Consider the following 18,238-nt stretch of genomic DNA (forward strand, 5'->3'; position numbering starts at 1 on the left):
TCAGAGGCCCTCGAATTCCCGCGTCTGCGCCAGCCCGTGCATGAACGCCTCGCAGCGGGCGAGCTGCTCCAGGCTCACGTACTCGTCGGGCTGGTGGGCCTGGCGGATGCTGCCCGGGCCGCAGACCACGGTGGAGATGCCGGCGTTCTTGAAAAGGCCGGCCTCGGTGCCGAAGGCGACCAGCGTGGTGCCGGCCTCGCCCGCGAGGCGCTGCGCCAGGCGCGTGACGGGGTCCTGCGCGCTGCCCAGGAAGCTCGGGATCTCGCAGATGGTGTCGAAGGTGATGCCCGTCTGCGGCGCCACGGCCTGCATCGCGGGCTCCAGCGAGCGCGCATAGGCCACGACCTCGGCCTGCATGCGGGCCGCGTCGGCCGTGGGCAGGTCGCGGAATTCGTAGCGGAACTCCGCGTCGCGCGGCACCACGTTGTCGGCGATGCCGCCATGGAACTGGCCCACGCTGGCGGTGGAGAAGGGCACGTCGAAGCCGTCGAAGCGCGGCTCCTCGCGCTCGAAGCCCTCGGCCATGTCGCGCACGCGGCCGACCACGCGCGCGGCCATCTCGATCGCGTTCACCGAATGCGGCGTGAGCGAGGAGTGCGCCTCCTTGCCGCGCACGCAGCAGCGGTAGCGGTACACCCCCTTGTGCGCGATGGCCGGCACCATGTCGGTGGGTTCGCCCACGATGCAGGCGAGCGGCCGCACGCCGGCATCGCGCAGGTCGGCGATGAGCTCGCGGGCGCCGAAGCAGCCCACTTCCTCGTCGTAGCTGAAGGCGTAGTGGATGGCGAAGGGCGCGTCGCTTTCCAGGAACTGGCGCGCCTGCGACAGCGCGATGGCGATGAAGGCCTTCATGTCGGCGCTGCCCCGGCCGTAGAGCCGGCCGCCTTGCACGGTGGCCGAGAGCGGGTCCACGCTCCAGTCCTGGCCGTCCCAGGGCACGGTGTCGGTGTGGCCCGAGAGGATGATGCCCGCGGGCTTGCCCTCGCCCAGGGTGGCGAACAGATTGGCCTTGGTCTTGCTTGCGTCGTAGGTCAGCCGGCACTTCACGCCGAGGCGATCCAGTTCCGTACGGATGAAATCGATGAGCTCCAGGTTGGAGCGGTGGCTCACGGTGTTCATGCGCACCAGGGCCTGGGCGAGCGAGAGGGCGTGTTCGGACAGCATCGTGGGGTGTGGAATAACCCTGTCTGGTGCGCGTGCGGAGGCAGGGCTAGACTCTCCGGACCAAGGAAGCATCCATTATGAAACTCATCGACTCCATCGTCACCGAGGCGGCCGCCATCGCCGCCGTGCGCAGGGACATCCACGCGCATCCCGAGCTGTGCTTCGAAGAAGTGCGCACGGCCGACATCGTGGCCGCCAGGCTCGCCGAATGGGGCATCCCGGTCCACCGCGGCCTGGGCAAGACAGGCGTGGTGGGCATCGTGCACGGCCGCGACGGCGGTGCCTCGGGCCGCGCGGTGGGCCTGCGGGCCGACATGGACGCGCTGCCCATCACCGAATTCAACACCTTCTCGCATGCCAGCACCCACCCCGGCAAGATGCACGCCTGCGGCCACGACGGCCACACGGCCATGCTGCTCGGCGCGGCCCAGCATTTCGCTAAGCACCGTGACTTCGACGGCACCGTCTATCTGATCTTCCAGCCGGCGGAAGAGGGCGGCGGCGGCGCGCGCGTGATGATCGAAGACGGGCTCTTCACCCAGTTTCCGATGGAGGCCGTGTTCGGCATGCACAACTGGCCCGGCATGCGCGCCGGCCAGTTCGCGGTCAGCCCCGGCCCGGTCATGGCCTCGTCCAACGAGTTCAGGATCGTCATCCGCGGCAAGGGCAGCCACGCCGCCATGCCGCACATGGGCATCGACCCCGTGCCCGTGGCCTGCCAGATGGTGCAGGCCTTCCAGAACATCATCAGCCGCAACAAGAAACCGGTCGATGCCGGCGTGATCTCGGTCACCATGATCCACACCGGCGAGGCCACCAACGTGGTGCCCGACAGCTGCGAGCTGCAGGGCACGGTGCGCACCTTCACGCTGGAAGTGCTGGACATGATCGAGCAACGCATGAAGCAGGTGGCCGAGCACACCTGCGCCGCCCACGACGCCACGTGCGAGTTCGAGTTCCACCGCAACTATCCGCCCACGGTGAATTCGCCGGCCGAGGCCGCGTTCGCGCGCCGCGTGATGGAGGGCATCGTGGGCGCGGAGCACGTCTCCCCGCAGGAGCCCACCATGGGCGCGGAGGATTTCGCGTTCATGCTGCAGGCCAGGCCCGGCGCCTACTGCTTCATCGGCAACGGCGAAGGCTCGCACCGCGAGATGGGCCATGGCGGCGGCCCCTGCACGCTGCACAACCCGAGCTACGACTTCAACGACGACCTGCTGCCGCTGGGTGCCACCTACTGGGTCGAGCTGGCGCAGCAGTGGCTGGTGGCGCCGCGTCCCGCCGCCTGACGCCGCGCGCGCCGCGGCCTGCATGCCGGGCCGTGGCGCTTTTTTTCGGGCCCGCCTCCCTTGCCGGCCCGGCCCCTGCTGTTGGGGCTGCTGCGGGCAGGCCCGCGCTCCGGGCTTCTGCCACCTCCCCCGTCCGACGTATTTCCCCAGGAATCTCCCAGGATGATTGCCCCCGCGCACGCGTTTTCCTCCACCTATGCGCAGGCCCGCGCGCAGTTCCTCGATGCGGCGGCCGCGGCCGGCCTCGCGGTGGAGTCGCATCCGCACCCGCTGCCGGGCCGCGAAGGCGAGGCGCTGGCGATGGACGTGGTGCGCGACGGCCCTGCCGATGCGCACCGCCTGCTCATCCTGAGCAGCGCCTGCCACGGCGTGGAAGGCCATTGCGGCAGCGGGGTGCAGGTGTTCGCGCTGCACGACGCGGCGTGGCGCGCGCGGGCCCGCGATGCGGGGCTGGCGGTGCTCTACATCCACGGGCTGAACCCGCACGGCTTCTCGCACATGCGCCGCGCCACGCACGAGAACGTGGACCTGAACCGCAATTTCCTGGATTTCAGCCGGCCCCTGCCGGTCAACGAGGCCTACCGCGATGTCGCGCCGCTGCTGCTGCCGGCCCGGTGGCCTCCGTCGCCGGAGAACGAGCGCGCCGTGGCCGCGTTCATCGCCGAGCGCGGGGAAGCGGCGTGGCAGGCCGCGATCACCAGGGGGCAGCACGAGTTCCCGCAGGGGCTGTTCTTCGGCGGCACCGCACCCACCTGGAGCAACCTCACCCTGCGGCACGTGCTGCGCGCGCACGGCGCCGCGGCGCGGCACATCGCCTGGATCGACCTGCACACCGGCCTCGGGCCGAGCGGCCATGGCGAGCGCATCTACGCAGGCCGCAACGATGCCGCCGCCATCGCGCGTGCGCGGGCCTGGTGGGGCGGGGATGGCGCGACGCCGGTCACGTCGATCTACGACGGCTCGGCGAGCTCCGCCTTCCTCACCGGGCTCATGTGGAACAGCGTGTACGAAGAGTGCCCGCAGGCCGAGATGACCGGCATCGCGCTCGAATACGGCACCGTTCCCCTCCTGGAGGTGCTGCAGGCCCTGCGCGCCGACCACTGGCTGCACCTGCATCCCGAGGCATCCGCCGGCCAGGCGGAGGTGATCCGGCAGCAGGTACTGGCCGCGTTCTATGGCGACACGCCCGCGTGGAAGGCGCGCATTGTCGAGCAGGCGCGCGAGGCGCTGTGGCAGGCCGCGGACGGCCTGCAGCGATTTTCGTGACGCGCCTGCCGCCACGGCGTGCGTGCCCCCTGGTTTTTTTGCGAATTCCTGCAAACAATGTCCATACACCAACCACATCGGCAGTGACCGGGGCGGGAGAGGGCGCTCCGGAACACCACACGGCCGTTCACCGTGACGGGAGGAGCATCCATGGCAGGGCAGGCAAGGGGCGGCTGGACAATGGCGCGACGTCTGGCGGCGATCAACGCGCTCATCTTCGTGCTGCTGGCGATAGTGGCCGTATCGATCTGGACCATGATGGAGCGGCTCAGCAGCGATGCCGAGATCGTCCGCGCCTACAACGTTCCACAGCTCCAGCGTATCGCAGAGCTGGAGCTGAACGTCACGCGGGCCTCGCTGCAGCTGCGGCACGCCATCCTCTCGCGCACGCCCGAAGAACTCAACGCCACCCTGGCGGACATCGCGGCAAAACGCACCCTGCTGCAGAAGACGCTGAAGGAGTTCGGGGAGAACATGATCTCCGACGACGGCCGCCAGGCATACGCGCCCTTGCCCGCGCTCATGGATGAGTTCTGGGCCACCGGCACCGACAACATCCAGCTCATCCAGGCCGGCCGCAAGGAGGATGCGTTCGCCATGCTCGTGGACCGCACCATTCCCGCGCGCAACCGCCTGCTGGAGCCGCTCGGGAAGGAAAAACAGCGCCAGGGCGAACGCCTGTCCGCGCGCATCAACGACGTGCAGGAACTGGCCAGGACCGACCGCAACCTCGCCACGATCGCGGTGCTGATCGTGGTGGCCTGCCTCGCCGGGCTGAGCTGGTACCTGCGATCCGTGGTGCGCCAGCTGGGCGCGGACCCGCCCGACCTCAAGCGCGTGGCATTGGCCGTTGCGGGGGGCGACCTGGCCGTGGACGTGCCGGTGCGCGCGCGGGACGGCGACAGCGTGATGGCCGGCCTGGCCTCGATGCGCGACCGGCTCGCGGCCGTGGTGACCACGGTGCGGTCGAGTTCGGAGAACGTGTCCTCCGCCAGCCGCGAGATCGCGGCGGGCAACCACGACCTGTCCGCCCGCACCGAGCGGCAGGCCTCGGCGCTGGAGCAGACCGCCGCGTCCATGGAAGAACTCGGCTCTACGGTGCGCCGCAACTCCGACAGCGCGCGCCGCGCCAACGAACTGGCCCAGGCAGCCTCCAGCGTGGCGGCCGATGGCGGCACCGTCGTCGCGCAGGTGGTGGACACCATGAAGGAGATCCAGGACAGCAGCCGGCAGATCGGCGACATCATCGGCGTGATCGACGGCATCGCCTTCCAGACCAACATCCTCGCGCTGAACGCGGCGGTGGAGGCCGCGCGCGCCGGGGAGCAGGGCCGGGGATTCGCCGTGGTGGCGGCCGAGGTACGCACCCTCGCGCAGCGCAGCGCCACGGCGGCCAGGGAGATCAAGGCGCTCATCACCGGCAGCGTCGAGCGCGTGGGCCGCGGCAGCGAGCTGGTGGACCGGGCGGGGGCCACCATGACGGAGGTGGTCGCCTCGATCCGCCGCGCCACCGACCTGATGGGCGAGATCAGCGCCTCCAGCGCCGAGCAGAGCCAGGGCGTGGACCAGATCGCCGAAGCCATCACCCACGTGGACCAGGCCACGCAGCAGAACGCCGCCCTGGTGGAGCAGATGGCCGCGGCGGCCAGCAGCCTGAGCAGCCAGGCGGCCGAGCTGGTGCGTGCCGTGGAGGTGTTCCATCTGAAGGGCAGGCCCGCTGCCGCGCTTCCCCCGCCCGCCGCGCCGACCGCGGGTCTGTGAGGCCGGCCGCCCACTGATTGATGCCCGGGCGCCTCGGCCCGGACCTAGCGGCTCTTCAGTTCCACGGACTGCCGGCGCATCAGCAACTCCCGCGCCGGCACGCCGAATTCGTTGCGAAAAGCGTGGCTGAAGTGTGAGAAATCCGAGAACCCGAAGTCCAGCGCCGCCTGCGAGACGCTGCGCACATGCCCCCGTTCGATGGCCGTGCGGCAGGCCTGCAGGCGTTCCTGCCGGATGACCTGCATCAGCGTCTTGTGGTGGCGCGCGAAGGCGCGCGTCACGGTGCGCGTGGACACGTGGTGGGCCCGCGCGATGCTGTCCAGGCCGAGTTCCTGGTCGGTGAGGTGGCGGCGGATGTGGTTCATGACCCGGGCGTAGAGGTCCCGCTCGGCCTGGACGACACTGAGATCCTGCAGCTCGAGGCTGAGCACGAGCAGGTCGATCAGCGTCTGCGAGAACCGGCCGGAGACCGCCGCGTCCTCCAGGCAGGCCGACCCGGCGGCGGCCTGTCGCAGCATCTCGCGCAGCGGGATGACGCCGGGGCGCTGATCGTCGAGCACGGTGGCGGTCATGTGCTCGACGCCGGGCAGCCGAGCGCTCAGCAGATGGCGCGGGATGCGTATCAGATGGTTGCTGCCGCCCAGGCTGAAGCGGAAGGCTTGCGAGGCGTCGTAGAGGAACAGCCGGTCACGGTCCAGCACGGCCTGCCGGTCGCCTTGCTCGAGCAGGCCATGGCCATCGTGGCTGAAGCCCAGCCACAGGTCGTCGTCGGGTCCGGTGCGCAGGTGCGAGGAGGTGCGCTCCCAGTAGTGCATCGGGGCGGAGAGCGAGCAGATGTCGAGCGTTCCCACGGGATGGACGTCCAGCCGCGCATCGAAATCCGTGTCCTCCAGCGGCTGGCTGGCAGCCGGAATGCAATGGCGGCACACCACTTCGTTCCAGTACTCGAAGCGGCGCGAGGGGGCTACGACGGTGGTGGCGTATTGATGAGTCATGGCATGAACCTCGTTGCGGCGTGCGGAGAGCAGAGCGGCGCGTGGGAATTCAATCAAGCAAGCGACATGCCCGCAGGCCACCGCGTGGATGCGGGACAGCGTGCCAGCGAGGCCCGCAGCCACGGCGGATTCCCGCCCTGCCAGCGCACCAATCCGGTGTATTCATCGGATGCCATGCACCACCCTGGGGGCGCACCGCAGCCCGGGCGGACGGCGCGCACACCTGTCCGCGCCGGACAAGCGAATGTCCTTCTGAACCAAGTGCGGCCAGGTCGGCTTGCGAACAATGGGCTCCGCAGCGGCACGGTACCGCACGGCCCTCCCCGGGGCCGCCGCCCGGGTCCGCCAGCGCAAGGGCCGCAGCTGCCGTGCGGCCCCGCAAGAGCCACCGCCAACCCCTGATATGGAGAACCCCATGACTGACCCACAAAGCGCCACGCAGGAAAAGCCTTCGCTCTACGAGCGCCTCGGCGGCTACGACGCCATCCACAAGTTCGCCGGCGAGATCCTGAGGGTGTGCATGAAGCACCCCGCCATCGGCCATATCTGGAGCCACATGTCGGAGTCGACCTTCCAGAAGGAGCACATCAACTTCGTCGACTTCCTGTGCCAGCACTGGGGAGGCAACACGGTGTACCGCGGCCGCGACATGGTGACCGCGCACCGCGGCATGGGCCTGACCGAAGTGCACTGGCAGGCCGTCATCGAGTGCATCGACGAGTGCTACGAGAACTTCGGCGTGCCGCAGGACATCCGCGAGGAAGTCAGCGCCTTCATCGTCAAGTTCAAGCCGGCCGTCATCGGCAGCCCCTCGTACCGCGACGTGGTGCTCGCCCACCCCGAGATGGACGTGTCCAAGGGCATGAAGAGCGTGGGCGTCCACTGGCCGGCCCGAGGCGGTGCGGCCAGCGCTGCCGCGCAGAACTGAACCGCCTGCGCAGCCCCCAGCCCACAGGACCCCGCAATGCCCATTGAACGCCCGAACCCCGAACAGCTCCAGGCCCTCGCCGCCCGGCTGCACATGCACCTGACGCCGCAACAGGCCACCGAATACCTCGCGCTGATGCAGCCGAGTTTCGACGCCTACGACCTCATCGACGGCCTGCCCGACGAGATCCCCGCCGTGCGCTATCCGCGCGAGGGCGGCCACCGCCCGAGCGGCGACGAGAACCCCCTCAACGCCTGGGCTTGCAAGGCCGAGGTGCGCGGCGCGGCCGAAGGCCCGCTGGCCGGCCGCACGGTCGTGCTCAAGGACAACATCGCGCTGGCCGGCGTGCCGATGGTGAACGGCTCCTCGACCCTCGAAGGCTTCGTGCCGGCCTACGACGCCACCGTGGCCACCCGGCTGCTGGACGCCGGTGCCACCATCCTCGGCAAGGCCACCTGCGAGCACTTCTGCCTGTCCGGCGGCAGCCACACGTCCGACCCTGCACCCGTGCACAACCCGCATCGGCATGGCTATTCGTCGGGCGGCTCGTCGTCCGGCAGTGCCGCGCTGGTGGCTTCTGGCGCGGCCCACTTGGCCATCGGCGGCGACCAGGGCGGCTCGATCCGCATTCCCTCGGCCTTCTGCGGCACCTACGGCATGAAGCCGACCCACGGCCTGGTGCCCTATACCGGCGTCATGCCGATCGAGGCCACCGTGGACCATATCGGCCCGATCACCGCCAACGTGCGCGACAACGCCTTGATGCTCGGCGTCATCGCCGGCAGCGACGGGCTCGATCCCCGCCAGTACGCGCCGCCGGCCGAGGACTACACACGCGCCCTGGGGCGCGGCGCCGGGGGGCTTCGCATCGGCATCCTCGCCGAGGGCTTCGGGCTCGCCAACCAGGACCCGCGCGTGGCCGGCAAGGTGCGCGAGGCCGGGGCGCGGCTGGAAGGGCTCGGGGCCACCGTCGGCGAGGTCTCGGTGCCCGAGCACGGCCTGGCCGGGGCGCTGTGGCAGCCCATCGGCTGTGAAGGCCTCACCGCGCAGATGATGCACGGCAACGGCATGGGCTTCGGCTGGAAAGGCCTCTACGACGTCGGCCTGCTGGACCGGCACGCCGGTTGGCGCGATGGCGCCGATGCCCTCTCGGCCACGCTCAAGCTGTGCATGTTCGTCGGCCAGTACGGCCTGGAGCGCTACCACGGGCGCTACTACGCCAAGGCGCAGAACATCGCCCGCCGCGCACGCGCAGGCTACGACCGGGCGCTCGCCGACTACGACCTGCTGCTGATGCCCACCGTGCCGATCGTCGCGCAGAAGCTGCCCGAGCCCGGAGCGCCGCTGGCCGAATACGTGGGCCGCGCCTTCGAGATGATCGGCAATACGGCCCCGCTCGACATCACCGGACACCCGGCCATGTCCATCCCCTGCGGCACGGTCGACGGCCTGCCAGTGGGGCTGATGCTGGTCGGCCGCCACTACGCCGAAAGCACGATCTACCAGGCCGCCGCCGCCTTCGAGGCGAGCGCCGACTGGCGGCAGCTCTGACGCGCCGCCCCGGCCCCGTCGTCCCCGCCAAGCGCTTCCCCTTCTCGTTTGCAACACAAGGAGTCTCCCCATGAATGCTTCCGTCGCTACCGCTCCCGTCCAGACTTCCACGCCCGGCGAACGGGCCTGGGCGCTGTTCAAGGTTCTCAAGGACAAGAACCTCATTCCGGACGGCTACATCGAAGGCCTGACCGACCTGCTGGCGAACAAGTTCGACCCGGCCAACGGCGCCCGGGTCGTGGCCAAGGCCTGGACCGATCCGGCCTACCGCGCGCTGCTGCTCCGCGACGGCACCGCCGCCTGCGGGCAGTTCGGCTACACCGGCCCTCAGGGCGAATACATCGTGGCGCTGGAGGACACGCCCACGGTGAAGAACGTCATCGTGTGCAGCCTGTGCTCGTGCACCAACTGGCCGGTGCTGGGCCTGCCGCCCGAGTGGTACAAGGGCTTCGAATTCCGTGCCCGCCTGGTCCGCGAAGGCCGCACGGTGCTGCGCGAACTCGGCACCGAGCTGCCCGAGGATATGACCGTCAAGGTCTGGGACACCTCCGCAGAAACCCGCTACCTCGTGCTGCCGATGCGGCCCGCCGGCACCGAGGGCTGGAGCGAGGAACGGCTCCAGTCGCTCGTCACCAAGGACGTGCTCATCGGCGTGGCGCTGCCCCGCGTGGGCTGAGCCGCCGCACTCCCTTTCTCCCCCCACCTTCTTCCCCTTTTTTCGGAGATTCGATCATGGACGGTTTTCACGATCTCGGCGGAGTCCAGGGCTTCGGCCGGATTCCCCACGCCATCAACACCCTGAGCTACAAGCCCGTGTTCAAGCAGGACTGGGAGCACCTGGCCTACACCCTGATGTTCCTCGGCGCCGACCACATGAAGCTCTACAGCGTCGACGAAGTGCGCCACGCGGTCGAGCGCATCGAGTTCCGCCAGCAGGCGGGCACCCAGTACTACGAGCGCTACGTGATCGCCACGGCCTCGCTGATGGTCGAGCTGGGCGTGCTCACGCAGGCGGAACTCGACGCGGCGCTGGGCTCGCACTTCAAGCTCGCCGCGCCGGCCCGCTCCGGGGGCCGGGCGGCCATAGCCGGCCGCGCGCCTTTCGAGGTCGGCGACCGCGTGGTGGTGCGCGACGAATACGTGGCCGGCCATATCCGTGCGCCCGGCTACGTGCGCGGCAAGCAGGGCGTGGTCCTGCACCGCACGACCGAGAAGTGGCCCTTCCCCGACGCCATTGGCCATGGCGACAAAAGCGCCGCGATCCAGCCGACCTACCACGTGCAGTTCAGCAACCGCGACGTCTGGGGCGATGCCTGTGACGAAGGCTTCGTCGTGGTCGACCTGTTCGAAGGCTACCTCGACAAGGTCGCCCAGGCGCCGGTGGCCGGCCAGTCCGCGGCCCGCCCGGTCGAAGAAAGCGTCGCAGCATGACGATGGCGGCGCCCCCGTCGCCGCCCGGGGCGCCGCCCCGGATCCCGGTGACCGTGCTCTCCGGCTTCCTCGGCGCGGGCAAGACCACGCTGCTCAACCACATCCTGCGCAACCGCGCCGGCATGCGGGTCGCCGTCATCGTCAACGACATGAGCGAGGTCAACATCGATGCCGAGGACGTGCGGCGCAGCGTGGAGCTGCACCGCGGCAGCGACGAACTGGTCGAGATGAGCAACGGCTGCATCTGCTGCACGCTGCGTGCCGACCTGCTGGAGCAGGTCAGCGCGCTGGCCCGCTCGCAGCGCTTCGACTACCTGCTGATCGAATCCACGGGCATCTCCGAGCCGATGCCGGTGGCCGAGACCTTCGCCTTCCTCGACAGCGCCGGCTTCAGCCTGAGCGAGCTGGCGCGGCTGGACACGCTGGTGACGGTGGTCGACGGCGAGACCTTCGAGCAGCAGCTGGCCTCGCATACGCCGGTCGAGGCGCAGGGCAGCGACGGCACGCCGCCGCGCAGGCTCTCCGACCTGCTGATCGAGCAGGTCGAGTACGCCAACGTGATCCTGGTCAGCCGGCTGGATGTCATCGGCGAGGCACGCTTCGCCGAACTCGAGGCGCTGCTGGCGCGGCTCAATCCGTCGGCGCGGATCCTGCCGATGGTGCAAGGCCGCGTCGACCTCGCCCAGGTGCTGGACACCCGCCTCTTCGACCTGCCGAGCCTGGTGCGCTCGCCGGGCTGGATGCAGCGCATGGCCGCCGACGACGAGCGCACGCCCGAGTCCGACACCTACGGCATCGCATCCTGGGTCTACCGCGCGCGCACGCCGTTCCACCCCGGGCGCCTGCTGGCCTGGCTGCGGCAGCCCTGGAGCAACGGCCGGCTGCTGCGCAGCAAAGGCTACCTCTGGACGGCCAACCACTACCAGGACATCGGCATGCTGGTGCAGACCGGCGGCCGCTTCCAGTGGGGCCGCGCAGGCCGGTGGTGGCGCTTCATCGCCCAGCCCGACTGGCCGCAGGACGCATACCGCCGCCAGGGCATCCTCGAAAAATGGGACGAGCACGTCGGCGACTGCCGCCAGGAGATCGTGTTCATCGGGCAAGAGATCGACTGGGATCGGCTGCGCGACGAACTCGATGCCTGCCTGCTCGCCCTCGGCGAAATCGAGGCCGGGCCCGATCACTGGACCGCGCTGGCGGGCGCGCACGACTTCGACGCCGCCGCCACGGCGCCGCACACCTAGGCCGCAGGCTCCAAGACCGCAACGCAAGAACAGGAACCATCCCCATGCTGACCATCACAGAACACTTCCCCGCGCTTCGCCGCTGCACCCGCGAAGCGGCCCTGGCCGCCGCCGTCTGGCTGCTGGCCGGCTACGCCTACGCCGTGGACCTCAACTCCCAGGACCTGATCCCCGCGCCCGCCGGCACGAATGCCGTCCTCGGCTACCTGACGCACACCGATCGCGACAGCTTCTGGACCAGCAGCGGCAGCGCGCTGCGCGAGGGCACGGGGTTGAAATCCACCGTGGGCATCTTCCGCTACGTCCGCTACATGGACCTCGGCGGCTTCGCGTTCGCGCCCCAGGTGCTGCTGCCCTACGGCCGCCTGTACGATGGCTCGCTGGGCGGTGTGCCACTGGAATCGGCCAGCGGTACGGGCGACCCCATCCTCGCGGCACCCGTCTGGCTCGTGAACCAGCCCGGCACCACCTTCGCCGTCGTGCCCTACCTGTTCGTGCCCGCAGGCAGCTACCGCGCCGGCCGCACGCTCAATCTCGGCGAAAACCGCTGGAAGGCCAACCTCCAGGTCGGCGGCACGCACCAGCTCGGCGCGGGCTTCGGCAGCCAGTTGTCCGCCGATGTGATGTGGTACGGCACGAACGACGAAGCCGGCGCCGGCTCCAGCCGGCTGCGCCAGCAGAACAGCTACCAGGTGCAGGCCTGGCTGACCTACACGCCGCCGTCCGACGCCTCCTGGACTTTCTCCGCCGGCTATTCCGGCCTGCGGGGCGGCAGGCAGCGCCTCGATGGCGTCGACACCGGCCAGGCCACCCGCGCGGACCAGCTCCGCCTGGAGGTCTCGAAGTTCGTCACCCCCACGCTGCAGATCCAGGGGCTGGTGCAGCGCGACATCAAGGTCCGGGCCGGCTTCAAGGAGGATGTGCGCGCCACGCTGCGCGTGCTCAAGGTATTCTGAGAGCGGCTGGCGCCACCCTTCCGGCGTCCTTGCCGCGTCTTGTCTGCACGGGGCAGCGTCGCCACGCCCAGACAGGCGGCAATCAGAAGACCGTGAGCGGGATGGTCCTAAGATAGGCAGGCACGGCAGAGCGCCGCGCCCGGGTCTGCCGGCCCGGCCATCCCCATCCCTCCCGGAGACACGCTTTCCCATGTCCGACCTGAACGCCGCCTTCGAAGCCGCCGTGGCCCAGTCCAAGAACCTCAGCGAGCGCCCCGACAACCCGACGCTGCTCAAGATCTACGCGCTCTACAAGCAGGCCACCGCGGGCGACAACGCGGAGGCCCGCCCCGGCTTCTCCGACGTCGTGGGCCGCGCCAAGTGGGACGCCTGGACCAGGCTCAAGGGCACGGCCGGCGACGCCGCGAAGCAGCAGTACATCGATCTGATCGAGTCCCTGAGCTGAGACCGGCGCCGCGCCCCCGCCGGGCGCCGCTTCAATCCGCGGCCGGCGCGGGCGCGGCGTTCCCGGGCGCCGGCAGCGCGGCGCGCAGTTCCCGCAGCCGCCCGTCCGGCGGCTGCGCGGCCAGCCGGCGCACGGCCTGGTAGAACCGCGGCCAGTCGCCTCCCTCCCGCCGGAACAGCGCCTCGAAGGCGGGCACGAGGTCGTCATAGGCCGCCTGCGCCCCGAAGGCCGCGTTGTTGGCTTCGGCCACCCAGCGGTCATAGCCCGCGACCTGCGCGGGCTGCGTGCCCTGCGCCAGCCAGCCGGCACGCAACCCGGCGTACCGGGCGCGAAACTGCTTCATCGCCTCGCGCTTGTGTTCCTGCAGCCCGGGCTGACCCGCTTCCCGTGCGTACAGGTCCGCCAGCCGCTCGCGCGTATCGCGGGCCAGGGCGCGGAACGCGGCGCGCCGTTCCTCACCCAGCGCGTATTCGGCCCGGGCCTGCGGCGTGGCCCGCTCGGCGAGCCAGCGGGCCACGCCGAGCCGCTCCACCGCCGTGGCGAAGGATTCGTTGAACATCGTGTCACCGTTGGCATACACCACCTGGTGGGCCAGTTCGTGGAACAGCAGCCGCACGAAATCCCCCTCGGGCCAGCCGATGAAGGTATTGAGCAGCGGATCCCCGCCCAGCCAGTTGGTGTAGCCCAGCGTGGAATAGGCGGGTACGCCGTACACGGCCGTCTCCAGCCCGTCGGCGGCGAGGCGCGCGGCTTCCGCCCGTGCGTCGCCTTCCGCGAAGTAGCCCCGGTAGCCGATACAGCCCGTGATGGGAAAGCACCAGGTGTGCAGCGTGAGCGAATCGGGCGGTGCGGCCACCACGTTCCAGACGGCGGCGCGGCGGCCCAGGTCGGCATAGCGGCGGTAGCTGGCGTTGTCGGGCAGGTGCAGTTCGGTGACCGCGAACGCCCGCGCCTGTCGCGCGAGCTCCAGCCGGGCCCGCAGCGGCGCGGCAGTGTCCGGCCGCGCGATCCAGTCGTCCACCGGCTCCGCGGCCCGCATGATCTGCAGGTGGCCGCGCACCGATTGCCAGTAGTAGCCGAGCGTGTCGCCGGTATGGGCGCAGCCCGCGAGTAGGGCGCCTGCGAGGCCGGCGGCCGCGAGGCGCGCAGTGCGGACAGGGGATGGAGTCTGGGAAGTCATGGGGCAGGGAGACGGGCGCGAAACGACCCGCAGGAGCACGGTGGAGTGTACGGAGCGGCGGCCGGTTCCCGGCCGCAGCCTCCCTAGAATGGCGCCATGCCCCACGATCCCATTGCGCCCGCCGCTCCCGCATTGCCCGAAGGGCTGTTCGCGGATGGCCCGGCCGAACCCGCGCGCTGCTTCTGGTGCCGCGCCACGCCGCTCTACCGCCACTACCACGACCATGAATGGGGCTTTCCGGTGAGCGACGACCGGCGCCTGTTCGAAAAGCTCTGCCTGGAAGGCTTCCAGGCGGGCCTGAGCTGGATCACCATCCTCAACAAGCGCGAAGCCTTCCGCGCGGGTTTCGCGAACTTCGATGCCGAGCGCATGGCGGATTTCGATGAGGCCGACGTGGCGCGCCTGCTGGCCGACCCCGGCATCGTGCGCCACCGCGGCAAGATCGAGTCGGCCATCCGCAATGCGCGCCGCGTGCTGGAGCTGCGGCGCGAATTCGGCAGCCTGGCGCACTACGTGTGGCGCTTCGCGCCGGCCGCCGCCGAGGGGCGCCCGGAGCGGCTCACGCTGGCGGCCGCGAAGTCGCTCACCACCGCGCCGGCCGCCGTGGCCCTGTCGAAGGACCTGAAGAAGCGTGGCTTCGGCTTCGTCGGGCCGACCACGATGTACGCCTTCATGCAGGCCATGGGCCTGGTCAACGACCATATCGAGGGCTGCGCCACGCGCGAGGCGGCCCAGGCCGCGCGCGCCGCGTTCCAGGTGCCCGGGCCCGCGCGCTGAGCGGTCCCACGCAAAAAAGCCCTCGCGCAGGAGGGCTTCGGGGCGCAGGGGCGGCCGCACGGGGCGCCGCCGCTGGAAAAAGGGGGCTCAGCCGCCCTTCTTGGAGCGCTTTCCGGGGTTCTTCTTGCTGCGCGTGGCGACGCCGCGCTCCAGGCTCACGCGCTGGCCGCGGCCGCCCGTGGGCAGGGACATGCCGGGCAGCGGCTTCGGTTGGGGGGTGCGCTTGCGGTCGGCTTCGGTAACGATCTTGTTGCCCATGGTGTGAGACTCCTGCTGGAACGTGCTGTGAAAACCCTCTATTAAGCCATAGACGCGCCGCGGAGCCTCCTGGCGGCCGGGTTTGTAAGACAGTTGCCATTGACGCTGCCCGGCGCCCGCCCAACAATCCCCCCATGAATCCTCTGCTGCGCGCCCTGGAAGAGCGGCTGGCCGCCTCGCCGGTCGGGCTCGCGCTGGAGCTGCCAGGGGGCGAGCGGCTGGGCGTGCGCGACGCGCGCGTGGTGCTGCGCTTCCGCGACGCGATGGCGCTCGCCGCCCTCGCGCGGGGCAAGGTGGGCGACGTGGGCGCGGCCATCGTGGAGGGCCGCGTGGCCATGGAAGGGCGCGTGCGCGACCTCATGGCGGCGGCCGGTGCCCTGCTGCGGGGCGATCCGGCGCACGGATCGTCCCATTGGGGCGCCGCCCTGGCGCACCGCATCCGCTCCTACCGCCTGCACACGCTGGGCCGGGACGCGCGGCAGATCCAGTTCCATTACGACCTCTCCGACCGCTTCTACGCGCTGTGGCTCGATCCGCGCCGCGTGTATTCCTGCGCCTACTACCGCGACGCGGGCATGCCGCTCGCCCGGGCGCAGGAGGCCAAGCTGGACCACATCTGCCGCAAGCTCCGCCTCGCGCCCGGCGACCGCTTCCTGGACATCGGCGCGGGCTGGGGCGGGCTGCTGCTCTGGGCCGCGGAGCACTACGGCGTGGAAGGCACCGGCATCACGCTTTCGCGAAACCAGCATGCGCACGTGACGCGGCTCATCGAGGAGAAGGGCCTGTCCGGCCGGGTGCGCATGCTGCTGTGCGACTACCGCGACCTGCGGCGCACCGAGCAGCGGCCGTTCGACAGGATCGCCTCCGTGGGCATGTTCGAGCACGTGGGGCGCGCGCGCCTGCCGGAGTATTTCGCCTGCGTGCACGGCCTGCTGCGTCCCGGCGGGCTGCTGCTCAACCACGGCATCACCGCGGGCGGCGTGGATAACGACCAGCTCGGCGCCGGCATGGGCGACTTCATCGAGAAATACATCTTTCCCGGCGGCGAACTGGTGCACGTGGGCGCCGTGCTGCACGACATGGCCGGTGCCGGCCTCGAGATGGTCGATACCGAGAACCTGCGTCCCCATTACGCCCGTACGCTCTGGGCCTGGTCGGACGCGCTGGAGGAGCACCTCCCCGAGGCCGAGGCCATCCTGTCGGAAGAGGCCGGGGCCGATCGCGGGGCCAAGGCACTGCGCGCCTACCGCCTGTACCTGGCCGGCAGCGCCATGGGATTCGAGCGCGGATGGATGGCGCTGCACCAGATGCTCGCCATCCGGCCCGACGGACGCACCGATTCCGGCCCCATGCCGGGCGCGCAGTCCGACTACCCTTTCCAGCGCGGCTACATGTACGAGGGGCTGCCGCGCGCCTGCTGACCCGGCCCCGCCTTCTGACCTGCCTACTTCCTGATCCATGCTCTACAAATTCAAGTCCCGGGCCACGGCCGACATCATCATGCTGCAGGCCCACGGCCGCCAGATCCTGCAGGCGATCGGCAAGTCCCCCGACGATGCGCACGGCATCATCACGGCCGAGCAGATCCCCGCGGCCATCCAGTCGCTGGAGGCCGCGGTGGCCGCGGACGAGGCCCGCCGCGCCGAGAGCGGCGAGGCGCAGGACGGTGCGGCCGCCGAAGGCCGCGAGGAGCGGGGCGACCCGGCCGAGGCGGTGCGCCTGCGCCAGCGCGCAGCCCCCTTCATCGACATGCTGCGCCGCAGCGCCGCCGAGGGCCGCGAAGTCACCTGGTAGCGTCGCGGCTCAGTCCACCTTGGCGCCCGAGGCCTGCACCACGCGGGCCCACTTGGCGTGCTCGGCCTGGATGTGCCGCGCGAACTCGGCCGGCGTGTTGCCGCCGGGAATGGCGCCCTGCGCCAGCATGCGCTCCTTCACCGCGGGCGAAGCCAGTGCCTTGGCAGTCTCCTGCTGGATGCGGTTGACGATGTCGGCCGGTGTGCCCGCCGGGGCCAGCAGGCCGAACCACGAGCTGGCCTCGTAGCCCTTGAGCGCCGGGCCGCCGGCCTCTTCCACGGTGGGTACGTCCGGCAGCGCCGGCGAGCGGGTCGCGCTGGTCACCGCCAGCGCCTTGAGCTTGCCCGCCTTGATCTGCGCCATGGAGGAGGGCAGGTTGTCGAACATCACGTCCATGTTGCCGCCCACCATGTCCAGCAGGGCCGGGCCCGAGCCGCGGTAGGGCATGTGCAGCATGTAGGTGCCGGTCATGCTCTTGAACAGCTCGCCCGCGAGGTGGATGGAGGTGCCGTTGCCGCTGGAGGCCATGTTGAGCTGGCCGGGGTGGGCCTTGGCGTAGCGGATGAAGTCCTGCACGCTCGAGATGCCCTGCGCGCGCGCCTTCTCTGCGTTGACCTCCATCACGTTCGGCACCGCGGCCACCAGCGTGATCGGCACGAAGTCCTTGATGGGGTCGTAGGGCAGCCTGCCGTAGAGCGCGCGGTTGATGCCGTGCGTGCCCACGGTGCCCATGAGCAGGGTGTAGCCGTCGGCCGGCGACTTGGCGACGATCTCCGCGCCGATGTTGCCGCCTGCGCCCGCGCGGTTGTCCACCACGAACTGCTGCCCGAAGGCGCGGCTGAGTTCGGGCGCGACGGCCCGCGCGAGGATGTCGGTGGTGCCGCCCGGGGCGAAGGGCACGACGATGCGCACGGGTTTGGAAGGCCACGTGTAGGCGTGCGCGGGCGCGTTCCAGGCGGCGAGCGCGGCGCCCGCGATCAGCGCGCAGCCCAGGGCGATGGCGCGGCGGCGCGCGGAGGCGTGCTGCACGGCGGAGACGGCGGCAGAGCGCGAGCAGCGGGAGGATGATGCAGTGTCTTGCAGGGGCATGAGGCAAGGACCTTTCGTCGGCCATGGGATCGGGGGCTGGCCGCGCGCGGTGGCGCGCGGAGCCGTCCGTCCGTTGTAGGCGGGCCCTTGCCGGGGCGGCAGATGGATAA

At 70.5% G+C, this 18,238-nt stretch carries 18 protein-coding genes; 13 read left to right on the plus strand and 5 right to left on the minus strand.

Annotated features, from left to right (window positions below; translation table 11 throughout):
- Complete coding sequence (argE, locus tag ACGHC0_RS03600) at positions 1-1,164, minus strand: acetylornithine deacetylase (RefSeq protein WP_368354017.1); 1,164 nt, start codon at positions 1,162-1,164, stop codon at positions 1-3.
- A 77-nt stretch (positions 1,165-1,241) separates the two neighbouring features.
- Between argE and ACGHC0_RS03605 the strand changes: the two genes are divergently transcribed.
- The 3 genes from ACGHC0_RS03605 to ACGHC0_RS03615 all read left to right on the plus strand — a co-directional run bounded on the left by ACGHC0_RS03605 (position 1,242) and on the right by ACGHC0_RS03615 (position 5,480).
- On the plus strand, positions 1,242-2,453 hold the full coding sequence (locus tag ACGHC0_RS03605; protein ID WP_415267448.1) for a M20 aminoacylase family protein: 1,212 nt from the start codon (positions 1,242-1,244) through the stop codon (positions 2,451-2,453).
- Positions 2,454-2,615: 162 nt separating this feature from the next.
- Positions 2,616-3,719 carry a M14 family metallopeptidase gene (locus ACGHC0_RS03610; protein WP_415267449.1) on the plus strand — a complete coding sequence of 368 codons (1,104 nt, stop codon included), beginning with the start codon at positions 2,616-2,618 and terminating at the stop codon, positions 3,717-3,719.
- 150 nt (positions 3,720-3,869) lie between these two features.
- A complete protein-coding gene (locus ACGHC0_RS03615; protein ID WP_415267450.1) occupies positions 3,870-5,480 on the plus strand; it encodes a methyl-accepting chemotaxis protein in 1,611 nt (536 codons plus the stop codon).
- A 44-nt stretch (positions 5,481-5,524) separates the two neighbouring features.
- Here the strand turns inward: ACGHC0_RS03615 and ACGHC0_RS03620 are convergent, their stop codons facing one another.
- On the minus strand, positions 5,525-6,475 hold the full coding sequence (locus tag ACGHC0_RS03620; protein WP_415267451.1) for a helix-turn-helix domain-containing protein: 951 nt from the start codon (positions 6,473-6,475) through the stop codon (positions 5,525-5,527).
- A 415-nt stretch (positions 6,476-6,890) separates the two neighbouring features.
- Between ACGHC0_RS03620 and ACGHC0_RS03625 the strand changes: the two genes are divergently transcribed.
- From ACGHC0_RS03625 to ACGHC0_RS03655, 7 genes are all read left to right on the plus strand, one after another.
- Entirely contained in the window at positions 6,891-7,403 is a 513-nt protein-coding gene (locus ACGHC0_RS03625) for a group I truncated hemoglobin (protein ID WP_415267452.1), read from the plus strand.
- A 36-nt stretch (positions 7,404-7,439) separates the two neighbouring features.
- Entirely contained in the window at positions 7,440-8,954 is a 1,515-nt protein-coding gene (locus ACGHC0_RS03630) for an amidase (protein WP_415267453.1), read from the plus strand.
- Between the two features lie 70 nt (positions 8,955-9,024).
- Positions 9,025-9,630: a nitrile hydratase subunit alpha gene (nthA, locus tag ACGHC0_RS03635; protein WP_368354024.1), complete on the plus strand. Its 606-nt coding sequence runs from the start codon at positions 9,025-9,027 to the stop codon at positions 9,628-9,630.
- Between the two features lie 56 nt (positions 9,631-9,686).
- Positions 9,687-10,385 carry a nitrile hydratase subunit beta gene (nthB, locus tag ACGHC0_RS03640; RefSeq protein ID WP_368354025.1) on the plus strand — a complete coding sequence of 233 codons (699 nt, stop codon included), beginning with the start codon at positions 9,687-9,689 and terminating at the stop codon, positions 10,383-10,385.
- On the plus strand, positions 10,382-11,629 hold the full coding sequence (locus ACGHC0_RS03645; RefSeq protein WP_415267454.1) for a GTP-binding protein: 1,248 nt from the start codon (positions 10,382-10,384) through the stop codon (positions 11,627-11,629). Before nthB ends, ACGHC0_RS03645 begins: the two co-directional genes overlap by 4 nt.
- Before the next feature lie 44 nt (positions 11,630-11,673).
- Positions 11,674-12,585, plus strand: coding sequence for a transporter (locus ACGHC0_RS03650; RefSeq protein WP_415267455.1), 912 nt, complete (start codon positions 11,674-11,676; stop codon positions 12,583-12,585).
- A 190-nt stretch (positions 12,586-12,775) separates the two neighbouring features.
- Positions 12,776-13,030, plus strand: a complete 255-nt coding sequence (locus tag ACGHC0_RS03655) for an acyl-CoA-binding protein (protein WP_415267456.1) — start codon at positions 12,776-12,778, stop codon at positions 13,028-13,030.
- Between the two features lie 31 nt (positions 13,031-13,061).
- On the opposite strand, the gene ACGHC0_RS03660 is transcribed toward ACGHC0_RS03655, so the two are convergent.
- Complete coding sequence (locus tag ACGHC0_RS03660; RefSeq protein ID WP_415267457.1) at positions 13,062-14,210, minus strand: aminopeptidase; 1,149 nt, start codon at positions 14,208-14,210, stop codon at positions 13,062-13,064.
- A gap of 96 nt (positions 14,211-14,306) precedes the next feature.
- Between ACGHC0_RS03660 and ACGHC0_RS03665 the strand changes: the two genes are divergently transcribed.
- Complete coding sequence (locus ACGHC0_RS03665) at positions 14,307-14,987, plus strand: DNA-3-methyladenine glycosylase I (RefSeq protein ID WP_415267458.1); 681 nt, start codon at positions 14,307-14,309, stop codon at positions 14,985-14,987.
- A gap of 87 nt (positions 14,988-15,074) precedes the next feature.
- Here ACGHC0_RS03665 and ACGHC0_RS03670 read toward each other — a convergent pair whose 3' ends face one another.
- On the minus strand, positions 15,075-15,245 hold the full coding sequence (locus ACGHC0_RS03670) for a hypothetical protein (RefSeq protein WP_011793934.1): 171 nt from the start codon (positions 15,243-15,245) through the stop codon (positions 15,075-15,077).
- A 134-nt stretch (positions 15,246-15,379) separates the two neighbouring features.
- Between ACGHC0_RS03670 and ACGHC0_RS03675 the strand changes: the two genes are divergently transcribed.
- Both ACGHC0_RS03675 and ACGHC0_RS03680 read left to right on the plus strand, forming a co-directional pair.
- Entirely contained in the window at positions 15,380-16,666 is a 1,287-nt protein-coding gene (locus ACGHC0_RS03675; RefSeq protein ID WP_415267459.1) for a class I SAM-dependent methyltransferase, read from the plus strand.
- A 37-nt stretch (positions 16,667-16,703) separates the two neighbouring features.
- Complete coding sequence (locus ACGHC0_RS03680; protein ID WP_011793936.1) at positions 16,704-17,039, plus strand: DUF1840 domain-containing protein; 336 nt, start codon at positions 16,704-16,706, stop codon at positions 17,037-17,039.
- Positions 17,040-17,048: 9 nt separating this feature from the next.
- Here the strand turns inward: ACGHC0_RS03680 and ACGHC0_RS03685 are convergent, their stop codons facing one another.
- Positions 17,049-18,128: a Bug family tripartite tricarboxylate transporter substrate binding protein gene (locus ACGHC0_RS03685; protein ID WP_415267460.1), complete on the minus strand. Its 1,080-nt coding sequence runs from the start codon at positions 18,126-18,128 to the stop codon at positions 17,049-17,051.
- Between the last annotated feature and the right edge of the window lie 110 nt (positions 18,129-18,238).

It is taken from the genome of Acidovorax sacchari (genome assembly GCF_042847045.1).
In the GTDB taxonomy this organism is placed as follows: Bacteria; Pseudomonadota; Gammaproteobacteria; order Burkholderiales; family Burkholderiaceae_C; genus Paracidovorax; species Paracidovorax sacchari.